At 68.3% G+C, this 21774-nt stretch carries 25 protein-coding genes and 1 pseudogene; 11 read left to right on the forward strand and 15 right to left on the reverse strand.

Annotated features, from left to right (window positions below):
* Window positions 1-179 precede the first annotated feature (179 nt).
* From QQY66_RS01345 to QQY66_RS01375, 7 genes are all read left to right on the forward strand, one after another.
* Window positions 180-1019 carry an ABC transporter ATP-binding protein gene (locus QQY66_RS01345; protein WP_301977165.1) on the forward strand — a complete coding sequence of 280 codons (840 nt, stop codon included), beginning with the start codon at window positions 180-182 and terminating at the stop codon, window positions 1017-1019.
* 10 nt (window positions 1020-1029) lie between these two features.
* Window positions 1030-1914, forward strand: a complete 885-nt coding sequence (locus QQY66_RS01350) for an ABC transporter permease (protein WP_301977166.1) — start codon at window positions 1030-1032, stop codon at window positions 1912-1914.
* A 55-nt stretch (window positions 1915-1969) separates the two neighbouring features.
* Entirely contained in the window at window positions 1970-3025 is a 1056-nt protein-coding gene (locus tag QQY66_RS01355; protein WP_301977167.1) for an ABC transporter substrate-binding protein, read from the forward strand.
* Window positions 3026-3778: 753 nt separating this feature from the next.
* Window positions 3779-4357 (forward strand): transposase, encoded by a 579-nt coding sequence (locus tag QQY66_RS01360; protein WP_301987101.1) that lies wholly within the window; start codon window positions 3779-3781, stop codon window positions 4355-4357.
* 78 nt (window positions 4358-4435) lie between these two features.
* Window positions 4436-5278 (forward strand): maleylpyruvate isomerase family mycothiol-dependent enzyme, encoded by an 843-nt coding sequence (locus QQY66_RS01365; RefSeq protein WP_301977168.1) that lies wholly within the window; start codon window positions 4436-4438, stop codon window positions 5276-5278.
* A gap of 283 nt (window positions 5279-5561) precedes the next feature.
* Window positions 5562-5885 carry a hypothetical protein gene (locus QQY66_RS01370; protein WP_301977169.1) on the forward strand — a complete coding sequence of 108 codons (324 nt, stop codon included), beginning with the start codon at window positions 5562-5564 and terminating at the stop codon, window positions 5883-5885.
* A 36-nt stretch (window positions 5886-5921) separates the two neighbouring features.
* Window positions 5922-6308, forward strand: a complete 387-nt coding sequence (locus QQY66_RS01375; protein WP_301977170.1) for a hypothetical protein — start codon at window positions 5922-5924, stop codon at window positions 6306-6308.
* 159 nt (window positions 6309-6467) lie between these two features.
* On the opposite strand, the gene QQY66_RS01380 is transcribed toward QQY66_RS01375, so the two are convergent.
* The 5 genes and pseudogenes from QQY66_RS01380 to QQY66_RS01400 all read right to left on the reverse strand — a co-directional run bounded on the left by QQY66_RS01380 (window position 6468) and on the right by QQY66_RS01400 (window position 9243).
* A complete protein-coding gene (locus QQY66_RS01380) occupies window positions 6468-7025 on the reverse strand; it encodes a zinc-binding dehydrogenase (RefSeq protein ID WP_301977171.1) in 558 nt (185 codons plus the stop codon).
* 196 nt (window positions 7026-7221) lie between these two features.
* Window positions 7222-7449 (reverse strand): annotated as a pseudogene (locus QQY66_RS01385) (NADPH:quinone reductase); the annotation flags it as partial.
* Between the two features lie 83 nt (window positions 7450-7532).
* Window positions 7533-7736 (reverse strand): hypothetical protein, encoded by a 204-nt coding sequence (locus QQY66_RS01390; RefSeq protein WP_301977172.1) that lies wholly within the window; start codon window positions 7734-7736, stop codon window positions 7533-7535.
* Between the two features lie 144 nt (window positions 7737-7880).
* Window positions 7881-8264, reverse strand: coding sequence for a heme-binding protein (locus QQY66_RS01395; RefSeq protein ID WP_301977173.1), 384 nt, complete (start codon window positions 8262-8264; stop codon window positions 7881-7883).
* A gap of 343 nt (window positions 8265-8607) precedes the next feature.
* On the reverse strand, window positions 8608-9243 hold the full coding sequence (locus tag QQY66_RS01400) for a TetR/AcrR family transcriptional regulator (RefSeq protein WP_301977174.1): 636 nt from the start codon (window positions 9241-9243) through the stop codon (window positions 8608-8610).
* 73 nt (window positions 9244-9316) lie between these two features.
* Here QQY66_RS01400 and QQY66_RS01405 point away from each other — a divergent pair, with 73 nt between their 5' ends.
* Entirely contained in the window at window positions 9317-10774 is a 1458-nt protein-coding gene (locus QQY66_RS01405) for an amidase (protein WP_301977176.1), read from the forward strand.
* A gap of 416 nt (window positions 10775-11190) precedes the next feature.
* Window positions 11191-11832 carry an alpha/beta fold hydrolase gene (locus QQY66_RS01410; protein WP_301987103.1) on the forward strand — a complete coding sequence of 214 codons (642 nt, stop codon included), beginning with the start codon at window positions 11191-11193 and terminating at the stop codon, window positions 11830-11832.
* Between the two features lie 320 nt (window positions 11833-12152).
* Here QQY66_RS01410 and QQY66_RS01415 read toward each other — a convergent pair whose 3' ends face one another.
* Window positions 12153-12701, reverse strand: a complete 549-nt coding sequence (locus QQY66_RS01415; RefSeq protein ID WP_301977177.1) for a GNAT family N-acetyltransferase — start codon at window positions 12699-12701, stop codon at window positions 12153-12155.
* Between the two features lie 209 nt (window positions 12702-12910).
* Between QQY66_RS01415 and QQY66_RS01420 the strand changes: the two genes are divergently transcribed.
* The gene (locus QQY66_RS01420; protein ID WP_301977178.1) at window positions 12911-13300 is read left to right on the forward strand and encodes a hypothetical protein; all 390 of its coding nucleotides are present in this window, start codon (window positions 12911-12913) and stop codon (window positions 13298-13300) included.
* A gap of 309 nt (window positions 13301-13609) precedes the next feature.
* On the opposite strand, the gene QQY66_RS01425 is transcribed toward QQY66_RS01420, so the two are convergent.
* From QQY66_RS01425 to QQY66_RS01435, 3 genes are all read right to left on the reverse strand, one after another.
* The gene (locus QQY66_RS01425) at window positions 13610-14026 is read right to left on the reverse strand and encodes a hypothetical protein (RefSeq protein ID WP_301977179.1); all 417 of its coding nucleotides are present in this window, start codon (window positions 14024-14026) and stop codon (window positions 13610-13612) included.
* Window positions 14027-14471: 445 nt separating this feature from the next.
* Window positions 14472-15236 (reverse strand): bifunctional 2-polyprenyl-6-hydroxyphenol methylase/3-demethylubiquinol 3-O-methyltransferase UbiG, encoded by a 765-nt coding sequence (locus QQY66_RS01430; RefSeq protein WP_301977180.1) that lies wholly within the window; start codon window positions 15234-15236, stop codon window positions 14472-14474.
* Window positions 15233-16873 (reverse strand): GNAT family N-acetyltransferase, encoded by a 1641-nt coding sequence (locus QQY66_RS01435; protein WP_301977181.1) that lies wholly within the window; start codon window positions 16871-16873, stop codon window positions 15233-15235. The genes QQY66_RS01430 and QQY66_RS01435 overlap by 4 nt, the downstream gene beginning before the upstream one ends.
* A 112-nt stretch (window positions 16874-16985) precedes the next feature.
* On the opposite strand from QQY66_RS01435, the gene QQY66_RS01440 reads away from it, so the two are divergent.
* Window positions 16986-17450, forward strand: a complete 465-nt coding sequence (locus tag QQY66_RS01440; RefSeq protein WP_301977182.1) for an Lrp/AsnC family transcriptional regulator — start codon at window positions 16986-16988, stop codon at window positions 17448-17450.
* 184 nt (window positions 17451-17634) lie between these two features.
* Here QQY66_RS01440 and QQY66_RS01445 read toward each other — a convergent pair whose 3' ends face one another.
* The 6 genes from QQY66_RS01445 to QQY66_RS01470 form a co-directional block, all read right to left on the reverse strand.
* Window positions 17635-18063, reverse strand: a complete 429-nt coding sequence (locus QQY66_RS01445; RefSeq protein ID WP_301977183.1) for a hypothetical protein — start codon at window positions 18061-18063, stop codon at window positions 17635-17637.
* Entirely contained in the window at window positions 18060-18884 is an 825-nt protein-coding gene (locus QQY66_RS01450; RefSeq protein ID WP_301977184.1) for a hypothetical protein, read from the reverse strand. Before QQY66_RS01450 ends, QQY66_RS01445 begins: the two co-directional genes overlap by 4 nt.
* Window positions 18885-19067: 183 nt before the next feature.
* Window positions 19068-19769: a hypothetical protein gene (locus QQY66_RS01455; protein WP_301977185.1), complete on the reverse strand. Its 702-nt coding sequence runs from the start codon at window positions 19767-19769 to the stop codon at window positions 19068-19070.
* Complete coding sequence (locus tag QQY66_RS01460) at window positions 19736-20173, reverse strand: hypothetical protein (protein ID WP_301977186.1); 438 nt, start codon at window positions 20171-20173, stop codon at window positions 19736-19738. Before QQY66_RS01460 ends, QQY66_RS01455 begins: the two co-directional genes overlap by 34 nt.
* Before the next feature lie 43 nt (window positions 20174-20216).
* Window positions 20217-20549: a hypothetical protein gene (locus tag QQY66_RS01465; protein WP_301977187.1), complete on the reverse strand. Its 333-nt coding sequence runs from the start codon at window positions 20547-20549 to the stop codon at window positions 20217-20219.
* Window positions 20550-20847: 298 nt separating this feature from the next.
* On the reverse strand, window positions 20848-21141 hold the full coding sequence (locus tag QQY66_RS01470) for a hypothetical protein (protein WP_301977188.1): 294 nt from the start codon (window positions 21139-21141) through the stop codon (window positions 20848-20850).
* Window positions 21142-21774 lie beyond the last annotated feature (633 nt).

Raw genomic sequence — 21774 nt, forward strand, 5'->3', positions numbered from 1 at the left:
GACATGCTGCCCACCCCCGGCCGACTGAGCAGAACGCACAAAACAAATTTCAACGTGGGAAACCCGCGCAACGTACGGAAGTCTCGCCCCGCCCCGGACCGCGCCCTACCTTCTCGTCACCCGCCGGAAACACCGGCGCAACGCACTTTTCCGACACCTTCCGAAGGCGGTGCGATGCAGTGACCCAATCAGCGACCGGCTCGGCCCCGGCGATCGAGCTGCGCCAGGCGACCAAGCGTTTCCGCACCCCGTCAGGCGGTGTCTACACCGCCCTGCGCGTCCTCGACATGACCGTGGCCCCCGGCGAGTTCTGCGCGGTGGTCGGACCGACCGGGTGCGGCAAGTCCACCACGCTCTCGCTGATCTCCGGCCTGGAGCCGGCGAGCGCGGGCCAGACCCTGATCCACGGCGAAGCAGTCAACGGAATCGACCCCCGGGTGGGCTTCATGTTCCAGACCGACGCGGTCTTCCCCTGGAAGTCGGTGCTGGACAACGTGGCCGCCGGACCGCAGTTCCGCGGCACGTCGAAGAAGGAGGCCGTCGCCAAGGCGCGTGACTGGCTGCGCCGGGTAGGCCTGTCCGGCTTCGAGGACCGGCTGCCGCACCAGCTGTCCGGCGGTATGCGCAAGCGGGTGGCGCTGGCCCAGACGCTGATCAACGAGCCCGAGATCCTGCTGATGGACGAGCCCTTCTCCGCGCTGGACGTCCAGACCCGGCAGATCGTCCAGGACGAGCTGCTGTCCCTGTGGGAGCTGACCCGCCCGGCCGTCGTCTTCGTCACCCACGACCTGGAGGAGGCCATCGCGCTCGCCGACAAGGTGGTCGTCCTCACCGTCGGCCCCGGCACGGTCAAGGACACCTTCCCCATCGACCTGCCCCGCCCCCGCCAGGTCCAGGAGATCCGCTTCGACCCGCACTTCATCGAGATCTACGAACAGATCTGGGAGACCCTCCGCGACGAGGTCACCCTCGCCTACGCCCGCACGGCCGGCGCCACCGCCACCCCCGCCTCGGTCTAGGAGACCCACGATGACCGAACTGATCTCCGGCCCCGCGACGACATCCTCCTCAACCGACCCCGACGTGGCCACGCTCATCCGCAGCGCCAAAGCCCGCACGCGCCGCCGCCGGTTTCTCATCCTCCTCGCCCAGATCGCGCTGGTCGTGGTCGTCCTCGGCGGCTGGCAACTCGGCGCCTCCAGCGGCTCGCTCGACAAGTTCACCTACGGCTCGCCCGACGGGGTCGTGCAGCAGCTGAAGACCTGGTTCACCGACGGCACCTCGCTCGGCTCCATCTGGCACAACATCGGCGTCACGATGCAGGAGACCATCCTCGGCTTCCTCATCGGCGTGGGCAGCGGAGTCGTGCTGGGCATCGCGCTGGGCCGGATCCGGGTACTGGCGGACGTGATGGCCCCGTTCATCAAGGCGGCCAACTCCATCCCGCGCATCGTGCTCGGGTCGATGTTCATCATCTGGTTCGGCCTCGGCCCCTCCGGCAAGGTCGCGCTCGCCGTGGTGCTGGTGTTCTTCTCGGTCTTCTTCAACGCCTTCCAGGGCACCCGCGAGGTGGACCGCAACCTGATCGCCAACGCGCGCATCCTGGGCGCCTCCGAATGGCGGGTGACCTCCCAGGTCGTCCTGCCCTCGGCGATGACCTGGATCGTCGCCTCGCTCCACTCCGCCTTCGGCTTCGCGCTCATCGGCGCCATCGTCGGCGAGATGCTCGGCGCCCAGGCCGGCCTCGGCCAGCTGATCGCCCAGGCCCAGGGCAACTTCAACGCCGACGGCGTCTACGCCGGAACCCTGATCATCGCCGTGCTCGCCCTGATCGCCGAGTACGTGGTGACCCGCTTCGAGAAGCGCGTACTGCGCTGGCGGCCCACCCAACTGTCCGCCGACGGCGGCCTGTAATCCCCTCCCGCGCCCCAAACGCCTCCCCGTCCCGCACCCGTAAAGGAGACCAGCGATGAAGCTGGCCAAGAAGACCCTGCTGCCCATCGCCGCCTGCGCGGCCCTCGCCCTCACCCTCTCCGCCTGCGGCGGCTCAGGCGGCTCCAGCACCCAGTCCGCCGCCAAGAACTCCAGCGCAGCGCCCACCGTCAGAATCATGGTCGGCGGCCTGGACAAGCAGATCTACCTGCCGGTGATGCTCGCCCAGCAGCTCGGCTACTACAAGGCCCAGGGCCTCGACGTGAAGCTCTCCGACGAACCCGCCGGAGTCGAGGCCGAGACCGCCATGATCTCCGGCCAGGTCGACGCGGTCGTCGGCTTCTACGACCACAACATCGACCTGCAGTCCAAGGGCAAGTCCACCGAGTCCGTGGTCCAGTTGCTCCAGGCCCCCGGCGAGGTCGAGATGGTCCGCAGCGACGAAGCCGGCAGCATCAAGGGCCCGGCCGACTTCGCCGGCAAGCACCTCGGCGTGACCGGGCTCGGCTCCTCCACCAACTTCCTCACCGAGTACCTGGAGGCCAAGAACGGCGTCAAGGCGGGCAAGGCCACCTCGGTCGCCGTCGGCGCGGGCTCCACGTTCGTCGCGGCGATGAAGAACAAGCAGATCGACGCCGGCATGACCACCGAACCCACCGTCTCCATGCTGGAGCAGCAGAAGCTGGGCAAGCCGCTGATCGACATGCGCACCGTGGCCGGCGCCAAGGCGGCGCTGGGCGGCACCTACCCCGCGTCCGCCCTCTACATGAACACGGCGTACGTCCAGAAGAACCCGGCCACCGTGCAGAAACTGGTCAACGCCTACGTCGAGACGCTCAAGTGGATCCAGACCCACACCGCCGCCCAGATCGCCGACAAGATGCCGGCCGACTACTACTCGGGCGTCGGCAAGGCCGTCTACACCAAGGCGCTGCAGAACGAAAAGGGCATGTACTCCCCCACCGGCCTGATGCCCGCCGACGGCCCCCGGACCGTCCTGAAGGTCCTCTCCACCTTCGACCCCACGGTCAAGGGCCACACCATCGACCTGGCCAAGACCTACACCAACGACTTCGTCAACAAGGCCAAGTAACAGCCCCACGGACTCCCGTCCGTCCCCCGGGCGCGCCTCCCGCCGCGCCCGGGGTTTTGCCGCGCGACCGCGGCGCCGGGGTTGCTGTCTGTTCGGCCGCCGGCTCCGGTAGCCCAGCAGCATTCCGGCGAAGGGCCGGGGCGGGCGAGGGAGGGTCGCCGAGCCGAACGAGCATCTGAGGCGCCCCCAGCGGTTGCCTGTGAACGCGCGGAACGAAGTGCTCACACTTGTTCGACAACGTGCCCGTATCAGCTGCGAGTCGTGATGCCCGCAAGCACGCAGCCGGTCGGTGCAGACCGGGGCGGCGCCGCTGCACCCAGGAGCAGGCGGACGGTTTCGGGTTCCCAGTCCAGGCGACTGTCCGTGCCGGGTGCCAGAAGCGGGCGATGCGGCTGCTCCCGGTCGACTTGGCCGTCCTCGTTGGCGCGCAGAGTCGCGACCGGGCCTTCACCGCCTTTCCGCGCGAGCGGATCCATGACGCACCGGTTCGTGGTGTAGACGGTGTAGTCCCCGTGCAGCGTCGACCGCTTCCAGCCCCGCCTCCGCCCAGCGACGGGACCCCATCCTGATGTGGGCAATTGGGGAGCACCTGGTAGAACTCACTTGTAAATGACGAGAGTTGAGCCCTGCACGTGGCGCGAGGTGCAAAGCATCCCGACGGGGCCTTTGCGGAGTTCCTCATGATTGATCCACTTCTTCTCTCACGTCTTGGAAAAATCTTGAAGTGGCCGGTGGAACCCACTTTGCCTCGCCATCGTCGGCGAAACGCAAGCAAGATGGCGCAAAGCCCCCAATCGGAACCCCGCGGGTAAGAGCACCGCCAGAACGTGGGGCCGGGTCGGCCGGACGCCGGTGGTGCGGGTGCGCGGTCGGGGCTCCGGCCGGGTGTCGATGGCCGGGATGGTCTGCTACAAACCCGGCCAGCGTTCCAGGGTGATCTACGCCGTGCGCGAGTACCACGGCCGCAAGAACGAGCCGAAGGGCTTCGGCTGGAAGGATCTGCGCAACCTGCTGGTACGCGCCCGCATCCAGCTCGGCGGGCCGATCGTGCTGGTGTGGGACAACGTACGCCTGCACCTGACTGCCGGCATGCGGGAGTTCATCGCCGCGAACGCACATTGGCTCACCGTCTTCCAGCCGCCCGCCTACGCGCCGGACATCAACCCGAAGGAGGGCATCTGGTCACTGGTCAAGCGTGAGATCGGCAACCTCGCCGCCGCTGACCTCGCCCGGATCACCAGGGCAGTCAAGCGCTGGCTCAAGCAGATCCAGTACCGCCCCGATCTGGTAGACGCCTGCCTCGCCGCCACCGGACTGATCGCGGACTGCTGACGCAGTGGGTCACCCGGGCGCTCCCAGGCAGGAGTATTTCGATGGCAGGCCACGGCCCCTAACTGACAGGCTGTGGCCATGAGTCCCGAGTCCAACGGCGTGTCCGGCATTTCTTGGCTGGGCAACCCGATCGACCCGCGTGCGCTGTTCGGTCCGGAGCTCGGGTCGCTGCTCGATACCCTGCGTGGTCTGTCACCCTCCGACTGGAGCAGGACGGCAGCCGGGCGCTGGACGGTGCACGACGTTGCCGCCCATCTCCTCGGTGACTACTACGGCCGCCTCGGCCACGGCTACCGGAACGGCTTCGCCGATGGCGAGACGCTCGAGGCGTTCATCCACCGCACGAATCAGGAATGGGTCGAGCTGCACGCCGATGACAGCCCTGCTTCGCTCATCGACGCCCTGACAGCGGCAGGCACCCAGCTGGCCCAGCGATTCGCCACAGTCAGCCTTGACGCGGCCGCCCTGGGCGTGTCGTGGGCAGGCGTCGACCCCGCGCCGACGTGGCTGGACATCGCCCGGGAGTTCACCGAGCACTGGACTCACCGGCAGCAGATCCGCCACGCCGTCGGCCTCAGCACCGACCCGGAGCCGCGTGCCCTGGCCATGGTCCTCGATACCTTCATGAGGGCCCTGCCCCACACGCTCCGACGCACGTCAGCACCAATCGGGGCGCAGGTCCAGGTGGTCGCCGAGGGCCCCGCCGGGGGCAGTTGGACGGCGACTGCCACTGCGGACCGATGGTCGTTGGCCGAAGCGCCGAGCGGCCGACCAACCGCAGCCGTACTGCTGGATCCAGAGATCCTCTGGCGATTGGCTACGCGGAACATCGATCCTGCGGATGCCCTTTCCCGCGCCCATGTGCACGGAGATCGTCGGCTCGCCGAAGCCGCGTGCCAGATCGTGTCCATCATCTACTGACCCGACTCTGGCCTCACCGGCCTCCACCGTGCCTGACACCAACAGCGCCAGCGATGGGCACCGACATCACGCATTCAACTTCAGAAGCCTACGCAAGCGAGCCCAAGCCGCCCAAGAACTCAGCGCAGGCAGTCGTACCAGCGGATGGGCCGCTTCCCGAGGGCGGATGAGTATCCGGAGACGGTGGTGGACTTCGTGCGGCGGGCGGTGGAGCTGCCGGAGGGCACCGAGCCGCTGTTCGCGCCGCCCGGACCGCGGAGCGGCAGCGCGCGGAGGTGCGTCGGTGCGTGGCGCGGTCTATGACCAGGCGAGGGCGCGGTGGATCGCGGCGGAGGCGGTCCGCGGCGGGGCGGCGGCGAAGAACCGACCGGCGGACTTGATCAACGTCGCGCTGGAGAAGGTGGTGGAGGCGGGGCTGGAGCTGCCGGCGTTCTCCACCTTCGACACCATGGCCGCCAAGATCCGCACCGAAGTGAACACTTCGGTCTGCGCGGGCATCCACGACCGGATGAGCGCGGCCGAGCGGGCGGGGCTGCTGGAGGTGCGGGATACCGATGGCACGACGCTGTTCAACCGGTTGAAGAAGCCGACGCAGGGACCGAGCTGATCGCACTTCAAGAATCTGACGCGGCGCCTGGAGTGGGTGGACCAGCTCGGCGACGCCGGGTGGATGGAGGGTGTGGCGTCGGGGAAGATCACCGACTTCGCCGGGGAGGCTGATGCGGCCGACGCGGCGGTGCTGCGGGATTACACGCTGGTCAAGCGGGTCGCGCTGATCGCGTGTCTGGTGCACAAGGCGCGGATGCGGGTGCGGGATGACCTGGCGACGATGTTCTGCAAGCCGATGGCGCTGAAGATCAAGCGGGCGAAGGCTGAGCTGGAGGAGATCCGGCTGGCTGAGGACACAAGCCGCAGTGTCCCCCCGGCGGCCCGGGCCCGACGTACACACGTCATCCGTACGGCGGACCTGCCCCGACGCCACACGGCCGCTGGACCGGGCATGACCCACCTCGCCTACGAGCACGACTGATCGCCGCAGGTGGACCGCCGGGCGGGCAGGTGTTTCACGAGCGACCACCCATGAAACAAGCTGCCCTCCCAGAGGATGTCCAGCGGTGCTGACTTCGCGGCGAGGCTGGGGCTGTCCTTCCAGAATCGGACAGCCCCAGCAGGATGTGCCGGCCGCAGTTCACTGCGTCGTGACGTCGAGCACGAGCTTGCCGGTGGTCATGCCCGATTCGATGCGGTGGTGGGCCTCGACGGCTTGCTCCAGTGGCAGGGCCTCGACCTCCCGCAGGTCCCCTGCGGCTGCGGCCGCCACCGCCCGGCGCAGGGCCTGACCGGTCTCCTTGGGGAATGCGGCGGAGAAGGCGGCCAGGTTGATTCCGGAGACGGTCTTGTTGGTGAACCACAGTTCGTCGGCCGGAATGCTGACGTCGTCAGCACCGGAGGCGTTGCCCATCACCACCAGCCGTCCCATCGGAGCGAGCCGGTCAAGGCTGGTGCGGCGGGTCGGGCCGCCGACCATGTCGACCACGATGTCGAACTCGCCGGCGTCGGCGATCTGGTCGCGCAGGATCACATCGTCGTAGCCGAAGCGTCGGGCGGTCTCGATCTTGGCTTCGCTGCCGACCGTGCCGACCACGCGACCCGCGCCCAGCAGGCGGGCGGCCTGGCCGAGCTGGCTGCCCACGCCGCCGGCTGCCGCATGGACCAGGACGCTCTCCCCGGGCTCGATGCGCGCCACCTGATCCAGTACGAGGAACGCGGTGGTGCTGTTGGACGGGCAGTGCCGCGGCGACGCGCATCCCGATACCGTGGCCGTCCAGCGGCGCGACCAGGTCCGCGGAGGTGACCACCACCTCGGCGTAGCCGCCGCTGTCGACGATCGTGAGCGCGGCCACCGGCTGCCCGACGGCCAGGTTCTCGACGCCCTCGCCCACCGCGCGGATCCGGCCCGCCACCTCTATGCCGGGCACGAAGGGCAGCGGCACGCCGACCACGCCGCGCCGGTAGAGGACCTCGGCGAAGTTGGCGCCCGCGTAGGCCACGTCGATGGCGACCTGGCCCAACCCAGGTTCGGGAACCGCCACGGTGGCGACGCGGAGCACCTCGGCTTCGCCGAACTCGGGGATGGTCACTGCCTTCATCTGCGTATAGCTGCTGTTCATGGCTCAAATCCTGTGGGACGCGGCGGCATCCTGGGCAGTGTCCGTTTATCCGGGAAGTGGCACCACCAGGCTGGGCTACCGCATCAGGGTCTCCACGCGCTGCTGGGTGTCGGTACCGGGACACGGGTTGTGCAGGACCAGGTGGTGCCCGAGGTGCTCGGCCAGCGGCAGCACATCAGGCAGAAGCCGAGCCTCGTCGCCCCGGTCTTGTTGGCCACGAGCTTCCAGTCGCGCTCCACCAGCGTCCAGCTCGCCAGCAGCTCTTCCGGCGACCACTCCTGTCGCACACCGCACACCCCGCCTCTTGTCGTCGACCTCCCGGGCATTCACCCGGACAGTCCGACGAGGCGTCCCATCGCCGGGAAACGGGCCTCAGAACCTACTGGCGGGTTACTTGTTCCCTGGTGTCTGGGCTAGGACTTCGGGGCCGATCACTCGTGGGAACGGTGTGCCTGCCACCGTTCCATGGCAACCTGCACTGCCTGCTCGTCTTCGACGGCGTGCGCGCCGGAGGCTCCTGCGGCACCGAGGATCACGTCGCCGTCCGTGACGAGGATGCCGCCGGCCCAGGGGACGAAGTCGCCGTGGTAGAGGTGCTGGATGCTCTCGATGATCCCGGACGGCAGATCGATCTGGCCCGATGGTTTCAGCGCGATCAGCGCGCTGCGGGCTTTCGCCACCGCGATCCGGCTGGTCATGGGCATGCCGCCGTCGCTGCGTCGCAGAGTGATCACCTCGCCGGCGACGTCGATCACGGCCACCGCCAGCGGCGGGAAACCCCGCTCAGCTCCGACCGCCAAGGCGGCCTCTACCAACCAGCATCGGCCAACGTGAGCCCGGGAAGGCGGGGAGACTCGATGATGAAGCGAAGTTTAGCGCCGTACCGCGAGACGTTCGCCGGTGTGGCCAGGTGGAGGCATTGGACTGATGGGCCGGTCGCCACCAGGTAACAAGCCGCATGACACAACGATCCACAGGTCTTGACGATTCCTCGACCGGCGCGGGCAGACCGCGCTCTTCTGGTCGAACGTCAACCCGTAGGGCACGTTCCGGCTGGAGATGGACAAGCGGCTCGACCTGGTGCCCATGGCAGTTCCCCGCACCTGGTAGGCAGGCGCAGCCGACACGGCACGCGCGAGGCGATCAGCGCCACGAGTGTCAGACGGCCTTTCCGGGACGGCTGGTGTGAGGGCGTTCCCAGAGGCGGACCAGATGCGCGTGCAGGGCGTCCTCGGCCTCCTCCGCGGTCAAGTGCCCTATGAGCACGTGGCTGGTCAGGCCGTCGGCGAGGGCGAGCAGGGCCCGGGCCTCGCGCTGCGGATCGAGCGTCGCAGGGTTGTCGTCGGCCGGGCCGCTCTCGCCAGCCTCCGTGATGAGGCGTCCGAGGAGGTCCTGGAGAGCCGCGTAACTGCTTCTGAGTTTGGCGGCGAGTGGCTCGCTGACGGCGGCCTGGGCGACGAACGCGAGCCACACCCGTGCCTCGGCGCGGTGCTGTCTGCGGAGCAGGGCGATCTCGGTGGCCGCGTGGCCTAGGGCGGAAGCGGCTGACTGGGCCGGGCTGCTGGACAGGCGGGCCCGTACACGTTCGGTGATGCGCTCGCCGACGTGGTCGACGGCGAACAGAAGCATCTCCTCCTTGTTGCGGAAGCAACGCTGAACGGCACCCAGAGAGACCTCCGCGCGGGTGGCGACGTCGCGCATGGTCACTCCCTCAGGTCCGTGTTCGTCAGAGAGGAGGCAGACGGCCTCAGCGATCCGTCGGCGCCGGCTCTCGTAGTCCACCTGCTTGGGCATGTGCGGGCGCCTCCTTTTTCCGATACAAGCGTATCGATACTGGGTTATGGTTCCGACGCGAGCACTTCGACACATGACGGGGAGGACAACAATCGTGCGGGACGCCCCATGGAAGATGTCGGCCGCAGCCCAGGCAGAGGCAGTCCGGAATGGAGACATATCGGCTGTCGAACTGGTCGACAGCCACCTGGACCGCATCGCCGACATCAACCCGCAGGTCAACGCGGTCACTCAGCTGATGGCCGAACGCGCCCGTGAAGCCGCGGCACAGACGGATTCGCGCCGGGCCGCAGGCGAAGAACTGGGGCCACTGGCAGGGGTGCCGTTCACCGTGAAGGAGACCACCGCCGTCGAAGGTGTGCCGACCACGATGGGAACCGCGCGCTTCCGCGATCTGGTGGCAACGGCCGACGCACCCCCGGTGGCCCGGCTGCGTGCCGCCGGAGCCATACCGATAGGGCACAGCAACATACCCACCCTCGTCCTGGCCGGGATGCACACCCGCAGCGAACTGTTCGGCGACACTGTCAACCCGTGGGACCGGAGCCGGACTCCGGGAGGCTCCAGCGGCGGCGACGGAGTGGCCGTCGCCACCGGCATGGCCGCGCTCGGGCTCGGCAACGACTCCGGCGGATCAGTACGGATCCCGGCCTCGTTCTGCGGCGTGGCGGGACTGAAGCCCACCGCCGGGCGATTCCCCGCCGACCACCGAATTCTCGGCCCGGACGACCCAGGACCGGCCTCACAGATGCTGGTCACCGACGGGCCCCTGGCCCGCAGGATCGCCGACCTGCGGCTGGCATACGAGGCGCTGGCCGGGACCGACCCGCGGGACCCACGGGCCGTACCGGTGCCCGTCCGTGGTGAGCCGCTGCCGGGACCGGTGAAGGTCGCGGTCGTCGCCGATCCCGGCGGCCACGGCGTCCACCCCACGGTCCGCGGTGCTGTCGCGGCCGCGGCCGACGCGCTGCGGGACGCCGGGTACGACGTGCGGGAGATGGCGGACGTTCCGCGGCTGGATGACGCACTTGAGGCGTACCACCGGATCGTCGTGACCGAATTCGCCCCGACCTGGCCGGTGGTGCGGACACTGCTCGGCAAGGGCGGAGATCGCTACATCGAGATGACGATGGAGAAGACCCCGCCCGCGACCGCAGCGGAGTTCATGCAGCTGATGGGGGGCTGGCTGGGCATCCGCCGCTCCTGGGCGGAGTTCCTCGACGAGTACCCACTGCTGCTCGGGCCGGTGTTCACCGAGCCGCCCGTCGAGCCGGGGCTGGAGTCACGCGACCAGGCAGGACGGGAACGAGTCGGCTCGGACATGCGCCTGTGCACGGTGACCAGCTTCGCGGGCGTACCCGGGGTCGCCGTACCGACCGGAGTGACCGACGGCCTGCCGTCCGGCGTGCAGATCGTCGGGCGCGCGTTCCGGGAGGACCTGTGCCTGGATGCTGCCCAGGAGGTCGAGGACCGCCTCGGAGTGCTCACACCGATCGACCCTCGCCCGGAAGTCCCAGCGGCCGCGCGGTAGGCAGTGCCGCGACAGTGGACGAGAGACGGACCCTCCTTCCTGGCCGAGTGTCGTCCAACGTCTGCCGACAGGGCGATCGCGCATGCAGTGAACCCCGACATTCCAGGGCCCCGAGTCGGCGTCGATCCAATCAGATCCGATGGTGATTGATGACAGGGTTTGACGACAGACAGGCTCCGTCCCTCCGCGCGGAAAAGGGGGCCCCGATGGTGAACCTGGTCCACAAGCGTTCTGTGTCAAGTCCGCGCGTGTTGCAGGCGCTGTCCCTTGCCGTTGAGGCGAACCTCAACACCCGACGCCGCCGGTCCGTACGATGCACGGCGCGCGATCCTGGATGCATAGAGGTCGAGGTCCAGCACCGTGCCTTCAGGCAGTCAAGGGGCGCATGCCGCGGACATTGCCGGGCGGTGACTTTGATGGAGAAGCAGGGTCTCGTGTCGATGACCGACGAGGCGCAGTTGCGCTGGATGGCGCTGGGGGACACGACTCGGCAGCCGGCAGTGATCCTGCTCCATGGCGGTCCGGGGCTGCCGGACTATCTGGGCGTTGTCGCCCTCATGATCGCGGACCTCGTGCCTGTGTACCGGTACGACCAGCGTGGTACGGGCCAATCCCCGTGGCGGGGCCCTCATTCCTTCGCCCGGCATGTCGACGATCTTGCCGAGCTGCTCGGCGCATGGGGCGTGCCCAAGGCCGTGCTGATCGGGCACTCCTACGGCACGGATCTGGCGAGCCGGTTCTGCCTGAGGCACCCTGACCGGGTTGCCTCAATTCTGCTGATGTGCGGGCCGTTGGTCGGTGATTGGCGCGCCGGGGACCGAGCGGAGCGCGGCCGCCGCATGTCCGCAGTGCAGCAAGAGCGGCTCCGCGCATTGGAGGAGCTGCCGAACCGCACGGAAGGCAGGAAGTCGAGCTGCTCACGCTGGCCTGGTTCACCGACCACGCCGATCCCGAACGCGGGTGGCACTGGGCATCCAGGGCGCCCGGCGGCGCCGGCCGGTCAACTGGTCCATGGACGGCGAACTTGGCAAGGAAGGACGCGCGGATCCGCTCGATGAGCACCTTGCCGATCTACGTGCGCGCCTGCCCCACGGACGGAGCTCCTCGGTGGGGCCGACGATCCCCGTCCCGTGTCGGCGCTTGAATCACTCGCGCTCCAGCTCGCTCTTCCGCTGACCCGGATCGAGGGCGCAGGGCACGAGCCCTGGTTGGAGCAGCCCGACGTTGTGCGTACGCACCTTCGGCGGTTCGTGCAAGGCGCCGTGGGCACATAGGGCTTCGACGGGTTCGTCGGCCGGCCTCATTCTCGGCTGTTGGCACGGGTCCGGCGGACGTTTCGGAACCTCCGCCAGCACTCCCCTTCGTGAACCGACCGTCTCTACGCCGACATCACTCCGACGTCTTCTGCACGCCATTCCTCTTCGAGGATGCTGAACGTCAGGGAGTCCCGCCAGCCGTCCCGTATCCATGCCGTGTGTCGAAGGTGCCCCTCGTACGTCATGCCGAGCTTGGCCAGCACTCGGGCGGAGCTGAAATTCCGCGGGTCACAGGTGGCGAAGATTCGATGAAGCCCCAACTGGCCGAAGCCGCGTGAGAGAAGCTGGCGCCCGATTCCTGTGCCGATGCCTTGCCCCCATACCCGAGGATGCACAATGTAGGAGATCTCGCCCTGGCGCTGCGTGTGACTGCGGACATGCAGCTCGCCCACACCGACAACGTCGTCCCCGAAACGCGCTACATGGGCGAACCTCTGCTGGGGTGTGCTCGACCAAGCCTCGACTGCGGCCTTCACGAAATCGCGTGTCTGGTCCTCAGTGTTTGGTCCCCAGGGCTGGAAACGACAAGCCTCTGGGAGACAGGCCCACGAGTGAATGGCCTGCCAGTCATCAAACGCGATCTTGTCCAAGGACACCAAGTGCTGACTCATGGGTTGATCTTGTCAACTGGAGTCGGACAGGGCTACGGGTTCAAGAACATCCACTCACCTTGAGTTTCTGGCGGCTTGTCATAAAGCTTGGTCGATGCGCAGATTGGTTTCGCGCCAGGCGTCCGTTTCCTCCGCCACTGTGGAAAGCTGTGCTCGCCGCGACGGATCGAGAGATCACGACGAGTGCGCGGGCACGGGGAGAGGGCTCCATGGGATCGGATGCGCAGTGGTTCGTGCTCGTTGAGGGGAACTTCGGGTACGGGTCGGAGAAACAGTGGGTGCTGATGGAGAAGCATCACGTCGACGGCGACCGGGCGACGGCGCTTTCCCAGGCGGAGGAAATCTGCCGTATCTGGTGCCCTGGTTCCTGGACGGCCGAGGACAGTGGACGGGTCGTCTTCCAGATCTCCGAGTCGAGCTGGCTGGTGGAAGTGACACATGAAGACTGGAGTGAGCGAAACCACCGGGCCTACACCGACGAAAGAACCATCCGTGTCACGGTCGCGCACCTTGCCTACGCCAAGGAGACCCCACCGGCCCATCCGCCTGAGAAGCCCGAGAAGAAAGCTGGCGGACTGCGTCGCGCCTTCGGCGGCTGACCCTGCGCAGGGCAGTGTCTCAAAAGCCAGTTGGAGTTCGGCATCTGTCGGCCGGGCAGGGTACTGACCCTGTTCACTCGACAGGCATGACAACGCAAGAGGTCAAAACTCAAGCTCACTGATCACCTGGGCCGCCATCACCATCATGACCAGGCGCATCACCCGCCGGGCCTCCCACCGGAGCGGCCAGCCCGCCCCCGAGAAGCCGCACGGGACTGATCGTCCTCAAGGACAGCGTCATCTCCTCGGCCAGCACCGGCTCAAACCGCAAGGTCTGCACCGATCCTCCCATTGAAGAACCAGCTGAGACTACGTCCTGGCGATCTCTTGCCGGAGCTGATGGGTGAAGCGGCGTAGCAGATCCTCCGTTTCCCTGTGCTCGGCCCTGCGATCGTCCCTGCCCTCGCTGGGCCGGGAGCTCCAGACCCGACGCGCGAGAGCGTCGGCGAGATCGACGGTGTCGTCGGCGCACAGTAGGTAGAGGGCTGACCGGGCTTCCTGCATCCGGCTCACCAGTTCGTTGGCCCCGCCACCGTCGTCACTCAGCCGTGTTTCCCGGAGGTAGTCGATGAGCTGGACCACGGCGGTGTTGAAGCCGACTCCGGCTTTCAGCTTCTGTTCGCGCAGCCACATGCGGTCCTGCCGGCGCGCAGTGAACCAAGCCCCGAACACGGCCCCTATGAGGCCGAGACCAGCCCCGATAGCCACGGAAAGGACGTTCACCACGCCAGCTCCCCCCGACACACAGCTGGCAGCAGGCTACAGAAGCCATCAAGTACCCAACTTGATGGGTGTCCGTTCGAATCTGAGCCGGGCGAACTCCACCGGGGGACTTCGAGAACAGGTACTTCAGGACATCGATGAGCATCCGCCGTTCGTCACCGGTCGTCGGGCCGGTGAACCGGCGATCACTGCCGGCGCCGCCGAACAGTTCGGCTCTTCTGGTGGGATCGCTCATGTCCGCCCTTCCGTTCGCGCTGTGCGCGCTGTTCGCGCGGCCGTGACTGCCACGGTCGCGTGCCGCATGGTGAAGCCGCCGTCCATCGCCTCTGGCCGGCGCCGGGCACCTGCTGTTCGCCAACCGGGAAGGCACCGTGCCAAGACTGCGGCCGTCCGCAAGGTCGTCACCCCACGGTCATCGCCGGTGTCGCACGCGAGCCATGAATGCACGTCAAGGCTTCACGGCGTGGAGGATCCGCATCCCCCTGGAGTCTGCGGCGTCGTGGTGGATGTCCAGTCCCGCCGCCCGGCACTGTTCGACCAGCCAGGAGGACGCGAGTCGCAGCTTGGGGTAGCTGCTTGCCTGTTGCTGCCAGGAGCCGTTCGTCCGGGTGTGGAGCAGGTCGTGGACGATCACCGTGTCCTCGTCGCGGTATTCGAGGAAGCAGGTGAGCAGCCGGTCGTCGCTGCTGCGTACCGGGATGAAGCGGTCGGTGCCACGTAGCTCCGCTGTGAGGTCGCGGTAGGTGACGACGAGGTGGCCGCCTGAGGCGAGGGCACGGCCGATGTGGCCGAGCAGCACGGGGACGTCTGCCTTGGACGGGAGGTGGGGAAGCGTGTCACCCATGCAGACGACGGCCGCGACCGTGCCCGGCTCGGCCGCCTCGGGCAGCACGGTGCGGATGTCGCCGTGCACGGGCCGCACCGCCCCGGTGCCCTGGGCCTGCGCGACAAGCTCGTCGAGCAGGCGGCGGCTGGTGTCTATGGCGATCACGGGGGAGAAGCCGAGGCGGACCAGGGCCAGCGTCTGCGCACCGGAGCCGCAGCCCAGATCAATGGCCGTCCCGCCGTCTTCGACCCCCGCCAGGCCGAGTTCTGAGAGCAGCGTGGCCTGCCGGGACGCGACTTCGTGGACATCGCCGCCCAGCATCCAGGTGTAGTGCTCGGCGAGCAGCCGGTCGTAGTGGTCGACGGCGGTACCCGTATCGGTGGTCATGACGTGTTCCTCGGGGTTGTCTGTGCGCCTCGTCGTGCGTCGGTCCGCGCGAGCAGCGAGACGTCGGGCCAGGTGAAGCGGAGCTTGGTGGGTGAGCCGGCGAGCCGGGACGGTACGCCGCCGGGGGGTGACACCGACGCCTTTTCGACGCAGATGCCGCCCAGGGTCCGGTAGAACTCCTGGGCCGCTGTGTTCTGTTCGAGCACCCACAGGTACAGGGCGTTGCCCGTCGCGCGTTCGACAACGGCCTGCGCAGCATGGGCGAGCAGCGCGGTGCCGAGGCCCGTTCGCCGGCGGTGCCGGGCGACGTGCAGGTTGTCGACGAGGCTGCCCCAGCGGCTGTCCTCGTCGAAGACGACGTGGACGAACCCCGCAAGTCCGGTGTCGTCCTCGGCCACGACCGTCGCGCCGCCACCACTCGAGGCGGAAAGACGCGAAGACCAGACGGACCGCCGGTCGGCCACCACGTCACCGTCCAGGAACGCGTCGGAGTAGGCGCCGCGGTAGTGCCGACGCCAGCTGTCGGCGTGCAGCAGTGCCATGTTCTCGGCGTCGTCGGGCCCCGCTGCCCGGAACCGCAACGACATCGGGGGTGCGCTGGTGGGGCCGGAGGCGGCGCGCAGGCGGCGCATGGCCAGCTCGCCGGCCGCCTGCGCCGGGGTCTGGCCGTGGCGTTGCGCGGTGTCCAGCAGGTCGTCGACGGTGTCTTCGATGGCGCGAACGCGTGCGTGGGCCTCGTCGGCACTGACGCGGTGAAGTTCGGTGCTGATGGCGTTGATGACTCCTCCTGCGCTTGCGACATAGTCCGGCACCCAGATGATGTCGCGGTGGTGCAGCAGGTCTGCGACATCGGGCGTGGCGAGCTGGTTGTTCGCCGGTCCGACCACGGCACGACAGCGGAGATCCTCCGCGGTCCGCCTGGTCAGGGTGGAGCCGAGAGCTGCGGGGACCACGATGTCCACGTCCGCGGCGAGGATCTCGTCGGGCGACCGCCAGAGTGCGCCGAGCTCGTCACTGATCTTTTGTTTGTCCGGTTCGATGTCGGTCACCGTCAAGGCGGCTCCTTCGGCCGCGAGGAGGCGGGCGAGTTCGGCGCCGACCCGGCCCAGACCGACCACGGCAAGAGCACGGCCGTTCAGGCTCGCGGTGCCGTACAGCCGCCGGTTGACGGCCCGCAGCGCGGCAAGCGTCCCCCGCGCGGTGTGCGGGGACGAGTCGCCGCTGCCGCCCAGATGGGCCGGTCGGCAGAACACATGAGGGGTGGTTTCCCCGATCAGTGCCATGTCGTCGGGGCCGGTCCCGACATCCGGTCCGGTGGCGTACATGCCGCCCAGCGACGCGATGACCTCCGCCACGTCGTGCAGCACGTCGCGGCGCCGGCCTGCATCGAGTTTCCTCCCCTCCGGCAGGACCACGACGGACTTCCCGCCGCCGCTGGGCAGCCCGGCCACGGCGAACTTCGAGGTCATTGCCGCCGACAGGCGAAGAGCGTCGGTCAGGCCGTCCCGCCAGTCGGGGTAGTGCCAGAGCCGGAGGCCGCCGGCCGCCGGGCCGAGCGCCGTCGAGTGAACAGCCACGATCACCGGCAGCCGGGAGCGCCGACCGGAGTGGATCGCGACCTGCTCATGATCGAGCATGAGTCCGCCAGTCCCTTCGTTGTCCGATTCGATGACGTCATACTGGACGACTGACTCGTTGGTGAGGCACTTGGCCGAACGTTTGGCTGAAGACCGGATACGATAGTCGGTCATGGATGAACTTGATTCGGAGATCGTCCGGCTTCTCCAGACAGATGCACGGCAGTCCAACCGCGAACTCGCCCGGCAGCTCGGCATCGCCCCCTCGACCTGCCTGGAGCGGGTTCGGGCGCTCCACCGCCGGGGAGTCATCCGCGGCTACCACGCCGACATCGATCCCGCAGCCCTCAACCGCGGCGTTCAGGCGCTTGTGTCGGTTCAGGTACGCCCTCTCAGCCGCGCCGTCATCGACGCCTTCAAGGGCTTCGCCAGCGGCCTGCCGGAAGTCCTCCACGTCTTCGTGCTCTCAGGGGGCGACGACTTCCTCCTGCACGTTGCCGTTCAGGATCTGGACCACCTGCACGCCTTCCTCACCGACCGGCTCAGCAAGCGCGGCGAAATCACCGGCTTCCGCACCTCGGTCATCTTCCAGCAGGTGAGCAACACCGCCCCCGCACGCCTTCCCATGCGCAACTAGGCACCGCCCGGAGGCGATCCAGGTGGAGCAGAGCTGGCGGCGCAAGGTGTCGTAGGCCCACCGACGGCACAACGCGCCATATGCGTGCCGCAAGCGCAGAAGACTTCCCCGCCCGCCGGACGGAAGGGCATCTGACCAGGTATTTCTCCGTCTCCCCGGCAGGTTCGAACCTGCGACACCCGCTTTAGGAGAATGTCCGGCTCAGCTCCGCGTGCCGGGGAACGCCCGGACAGTCCGGCGATCGATGTCGCCTCGGCGGAACTGTTCGTTCTCCACTTCCGGCACGCAGGGCCCCGTTGTCATGGTGGAGACGATCAGCGATGGCCGGACGGCCGGCTTGCGCCCGGACCAGGGCATAGAACAGATCTCTGAGCCCGGTGTGCTTGTGGGTGAGCTTGTTACGGCGAAGCCCGGCCTCGGCAGCGAGGGATTTGATGGTCAGCTTGCCGTCAGACCGAAGCGGCGCGCCAGCCAGGAGCCTGATCATGGCGTCGGTGATGGCTCTGATCTCGGCCTTTTCCTGGGCGGCAGCGGTGGTGCCGGTCAGCACGGAGCCGATGGCGGCGGCGAGCTGGACAGGGGACCCTGAGAGTTGGCTGGTTGTGGTTGTCATGGGGTGCTCGTCGGATGGACGCGGTTGGCTTCGTGCTGGCTGATGATTGCGAGAAGGGTGGTCTGCCGCTGCTGGAGGCGCTGGCGGATCGGAAACGGGGCGGTGTCGTCGGCGATCTCGGCGGCGAGCAATTCGGTTTCCTGTCGGGCCAGGTCCATGTGCTGGTCGGTCCGGGCGATGTTGGGACAGGTGGTCCGGCAGCGGTCGTGGCTCGGGGTTCGGGCTTCGGCTGCGGGGGCGCGGTCCGGGTGGCACTGGGCCTTGAGCGGGTTGTAGTTGCAGGTGAGGAACGCATCGGGGTGATCGAACATCTGCAGGTGCGGATTCTTCAGCAGGTCCCGGTGCTGGCGGGCGGACAGGACGGCACCCTCGTAGGTGGTCTGGAACTCGGTGACGGCCGCGAGGAACCCGGATGCGGCCGGGCCGCTGACTCCGTGGCCCGCCTGGAGGTGCTCCGCGGCATCCGCGAGAGTCTCAGCGGTGCTCAGGGCGCGTTCGAGATCCAGGAGTTGGAGCATGTCGGTGGTGGAGCGTCCGCCGTAGTTCTCGGCCATGGTGGCGTGCAGGTGTCCGTACTGGATGCCGAGTGCGATGCGGCCAGCGGGCCGACGGTTGATGAACCAGGCGATCGTGCGGCGGAAGCGGGTGAGGACGATACGTCCGTCCGGATCGTCCGGCACCACTTCGTGGAGGCGGTTGTGGTCGGCGGCGAGGCGATTGCCCCATCGGGTGAAGTGCGCGATGCGGTCGCGGGCTCCGCGCTGGGTGAGCGCCTGGGCGGCGCCGCGCTTGGGAGCCTTGGTCAGGTGGCGGGGGAACACGTGCCGTCGGTGAGTTCCCGCCCGACTCGCCGTGATCCATGCCGGCCAGGTCCCAGCGGTCGTCGCCGAAGCGGGGCAGATCCTGGGCGCCCAGCCCGGGACGGGCCCGCTCAAGAGGGAAGACCGGCGTGCAGGGCGACGGGCAGACCAGAAGCACCGAATTCGCCGGTGCGGCGGTCACGTTCATGGTTCAAGCCTCCGATCCAGCATCCGGTTGACCGCCGCCCGGTCGCCATCGGTGAGCTCAGCGTGCGAACGGCTGAACGACGCCGGCGTCGTGTGCGCGCGTACGAAGTCCTCGACCCGTGCATGGTGAGCGGCCCAGTCCGCGGCCCAGACAGCAGCACTGACCGTGGAGCGCAGGGATTCCAGCACCTGGTGCACGTAGACGATCCGGGGCAGGTGCCGTTCGGTGGCCACCGCGTTCGGGCAGGCGAAGCACATCAGGAAGGACACCGCGCAGGGTCCGGAGGCGGAGAACGGGCTGTGCTCGAAATCGGTACAGGCTGCCGTGGCGGTGTCCAGCCGGCCCGCCGCCAGCTGCGACGCATCGTGCGCAGACAGGCCGAGTTCGTCCTGCCGCACTCCGATATCAGTGCCGGTCGCCCTGCGCATACGCGTGCGCCGCTCGGCGTCCTGGACCGCCGCTTCAAGCCCCTCGGCGACCACCCTCGTCGAGGCGGCGCGGACCTGCTCGTCCTTCATGAGGTAGACGCTGTCGTGGACGCCCGGCGTGTTCTGGCGCGGCCCGCCGGACAGGGCCTGAACCGTGCGCCGCAGCGTCCGGCAGCTCACGGACGGCCGCTCCGGGGCACTGCCGTCCAGGTCCTCACGGGCTGCCCACAGCTCGATCAGATGCTGCACATTGCGGCCCGTGTGAACCACTCGCCTGTGTCCTCCGCGGTCTTCGAGCGGCGAGCCAGCAGCAGTCGGCGTGACGGCATGCCCAGCTTTCCGAGTCTCTCCCTCGCCCACTGCGTCGAGGCCACCACCTGCCGCAGCACTCCGCCCGCACTGCCCGGCCCGACATCGACCAGGTTGTTGGTGCTGTGCCGCAGGCGGGTACCGCGGCGCGGTTTGTCGATGTGCACACGGTGAATGGACGGGGCATCGTCACCGCCATCTGCATTCGGCCAGAAGATGGGGAACTCCATGTCCTCCAGCACCGACAGGTTCCAGCCCTCCTGGCAGACCAGCAGCACCGCGGAGGCCGCCATCTCCAACGGCGCCGGGTACAGCAGCGACAGTCCGGAAGCGTGCCCGCCGGTCAGCCGCCTCACGCTGGTCAACAGCCGCCGCCGACCGGTCGTCGCATCCGGTCGGCACGGCACCTCACCGGTCCGGATGATCTGATCCAGCAGGGCACCCCAGCTCCTCGTCCTCGGGCGCAGCCGCCTCCCCTGCCCGCCATCGCGACACCACCGCGGTGCTCTGCTCGATCCGGGTGTACATCTGCCGCACCGTGCGCGTCGCCCTCGCACGGATCGTGCGGAACTCCTCCAGCGAGTACGAGCTCTGCGGCAGCGAGCACCGTGCCCGATGCCGGGTCTGCACCACCTCGCGCGTCGCGGCCGGCACCGACGGGATGAGCAGCACCAGGCGCCGCAGTCCGGCCGCGGCCGGCGAGCGGAGCATCCAGCTCTTCCAGAACGCGCCAGTGATCATCGCTCCCGACTCCACCGGCGGGTGGCCTCGGCCGCGCAGCGCAAGAAATCCCTCACGGTCTTGGCGTAGCTAGCGCAGGTGGCACGGGTCGTCCACGACCCGCTGCCGGACGTCAACTGCGCTAACGCCGCCGCGACCTCCCGCTTGAGCACCTCGGGCCCAGCGCACCCATCGAAGTGGAAAGTGCCGTTGTCCTGCCCCGAGGGACCGACCGCCCGCACCACCAGGCCACTGGGCGCGAGGTTCGAGGACCGCGCGTATCCGGCTGGCGGCATCACCGCGCGCCGCCCTGGGCCGCTCACGACCACTCCATGACCGGCGCGTCCAGCACCAGCTCAGTGCGCCGCGCAAGTCGGCTGAGGACTTCGGTGTTCTCCGGAGTCTCGTCGCTCAGCAGCGTCTCCACCTGCAGTCCCCGCAGCGGCTCCAGATAGATCTCCCGCGTAGTCTCCTCCGAGCGGTGCCCCAGCAGGTCCTTCACAGTCGACCACACGTTCCCGTACAGCTCCTCGTAGTCGCGCCGCTGCGCCGGGCTCAGCCCCAGTCGCCGGTCCAGCGCGAAGTGCAACGAGACCAAGACCCGCAGAGCCATGCTGTGCCGGAGCATGTGCGGTCGCGAACACCCCCAGCTCCAGAGCCTCACACCGGACATTGGCCCGCTCGAACACCGCATTCCACGAGGTGTGCGCCAGCGGCATCCCGGTCTCCGTCAGCCACACCGCCAACGGTTCCAGCCCCTCCGGACCTCGGCGAAACAGCGACCGCCGCGCCCGCGCGTCCAGCTCGCCCAGCCGGGCCCGCCCCCTCCGGCCCCCCGACTCCGTCCAGACCACCTCGCCGCGCCGGCCGACCTGTTCCACCACCCGAAGATCCGGCACCCGCTCGTACCGGCCTTGCTCCTGGGCCCGCCGGACAGCCGCCGCCCTGGCCGTCAGCTGAGTGACCGCGTTGACCTGCGGGTTGACCTGGGGTTTTGAGTTGACAGAGCCTTGTTGGTCGGGTAGCCCGGAGGGATCTCACCTCCGGGCTCCCACAGAACCGGCCCTTACTGGTGGGCTCGCGTATTCAACTGTCGTGTGCTGGTCCGTCGGCAGCCTTGAATAGTGACTTTGGGTGACGAGGTCGGGGAGGGTTGCGTCCGGGCAAGCGGTGATGTGCTGGTGGAAGACGGCAGGCTTCTGCTGCAGGTGCGCAACGGCTCGCTGTGTGGCCGCTCTGTAGGGTG

Origin of the sequence: Streptomyces sp. DG2A-72, from assembly GCF_030499575.1 — a bacterium.
In the GTDB taxonomy this organism is placed as follows: domain Bacteria; phylum Actinomycetota; class Actinomycetes; order Streptomycetales; family Streptomycetaceae; genus Streptomyces.

Coding starts and splice junctions, on each gene's coding strand:
- QQY66_RS01405 (WP_301977176.1), top strand. CDS start 9,317: ATGACGGGGAGGACAACAATCGTGCGGGACGCCCCATGGAAGATGTCG.
- QQY66_RS01470 (WP_301977188.1), bottom strand. CDS start 21,141: ATGGCTCTGCGGGTCTTGGTCTCGTTGCACTTCGCGCTGGACCGGCGA.
- QQY66_RS01400 (WP_301977174.1), bottom strand. CDS start 9,243: ATGCCCAAGCAGGTGGACTACGAGAGCCGGCGCCGACGGATCGCTGAG.
- QQY66_RS01465 (WP_301977187.1), bottom strand. CDS start 20,549: ATGATCACTGGCGCGTTCTGGAAGAGCTGGATGCTCCGCTCGCCGGCC.
- QQY66_RS01435 (WP_301977181.1), bottom strand. CDS start 16,873: ATGCTCGATCATGAGCAGGTCGCGATCCACTCCGGTCGGCGCTCCCGG.
- QQY66_RS01350 (WP_301977166.1), top strand. CDS start 1,030: ATGACCGAACTGATCTCCGGCCCCGCGACGACATCCTCCTCAACCGAC.
- QQY66_RS01420 (WP_301977178.1), top strand. CDS start 12,911: ATGGGATCGGATGCGCAGTGGTTCGTGCTCGTTGAGGGGAACTTCGGG.
- QQY66_RS01365 (WP_301977168.1), top strand. CDS start 4,436: ATGAGTCCCGAGTCCAACGGCGTGTCCGGCATTTCTTGGCTGGGCAAC.
- QQY66_RS01415 (WP_301977177.1), bottom strand. CDS start 12,701: ATGAGTCAGCACTTGGTGTCCTTGGACAAGATCGCGTTTGATGACTGG.
- QQY66_RS01430 (WP_301977180.1), bottom strand. CDS start 15,236: ATGACCACCGATACGGGTACCGCCGTCGACCACTACGACCGGCTGCTC.
- QQY66_RS01355 (WP_301977167.1), top strand. CDS start 1,970: ATGAAGCTGGCCAAGAAGACCCTGCTGCCCATCGCCGCCTGCGCGGCC.
- QQY66_RS01410 (WP_301987103.1), top strand. CDS start 11,191: ATGGAGAAGCAGGGTCTCGTGTCGATGACCGACGAGGCGCAGTTGCGC.
- QQY66_RS01445 (WP_301977183.1), bottom strand. CDS start 18,063: ATGACAACCACAACCAGCCAACTCTCAGGGTCCCCTGTCCAGCTCGCC.
- QQY66_RS01440 (WP_301977182.1), top strand. CDS start 16,986: ATGGATGAACTTGATTCGGAGATCGTCCGGCTTCTCCAGACAGATGCA.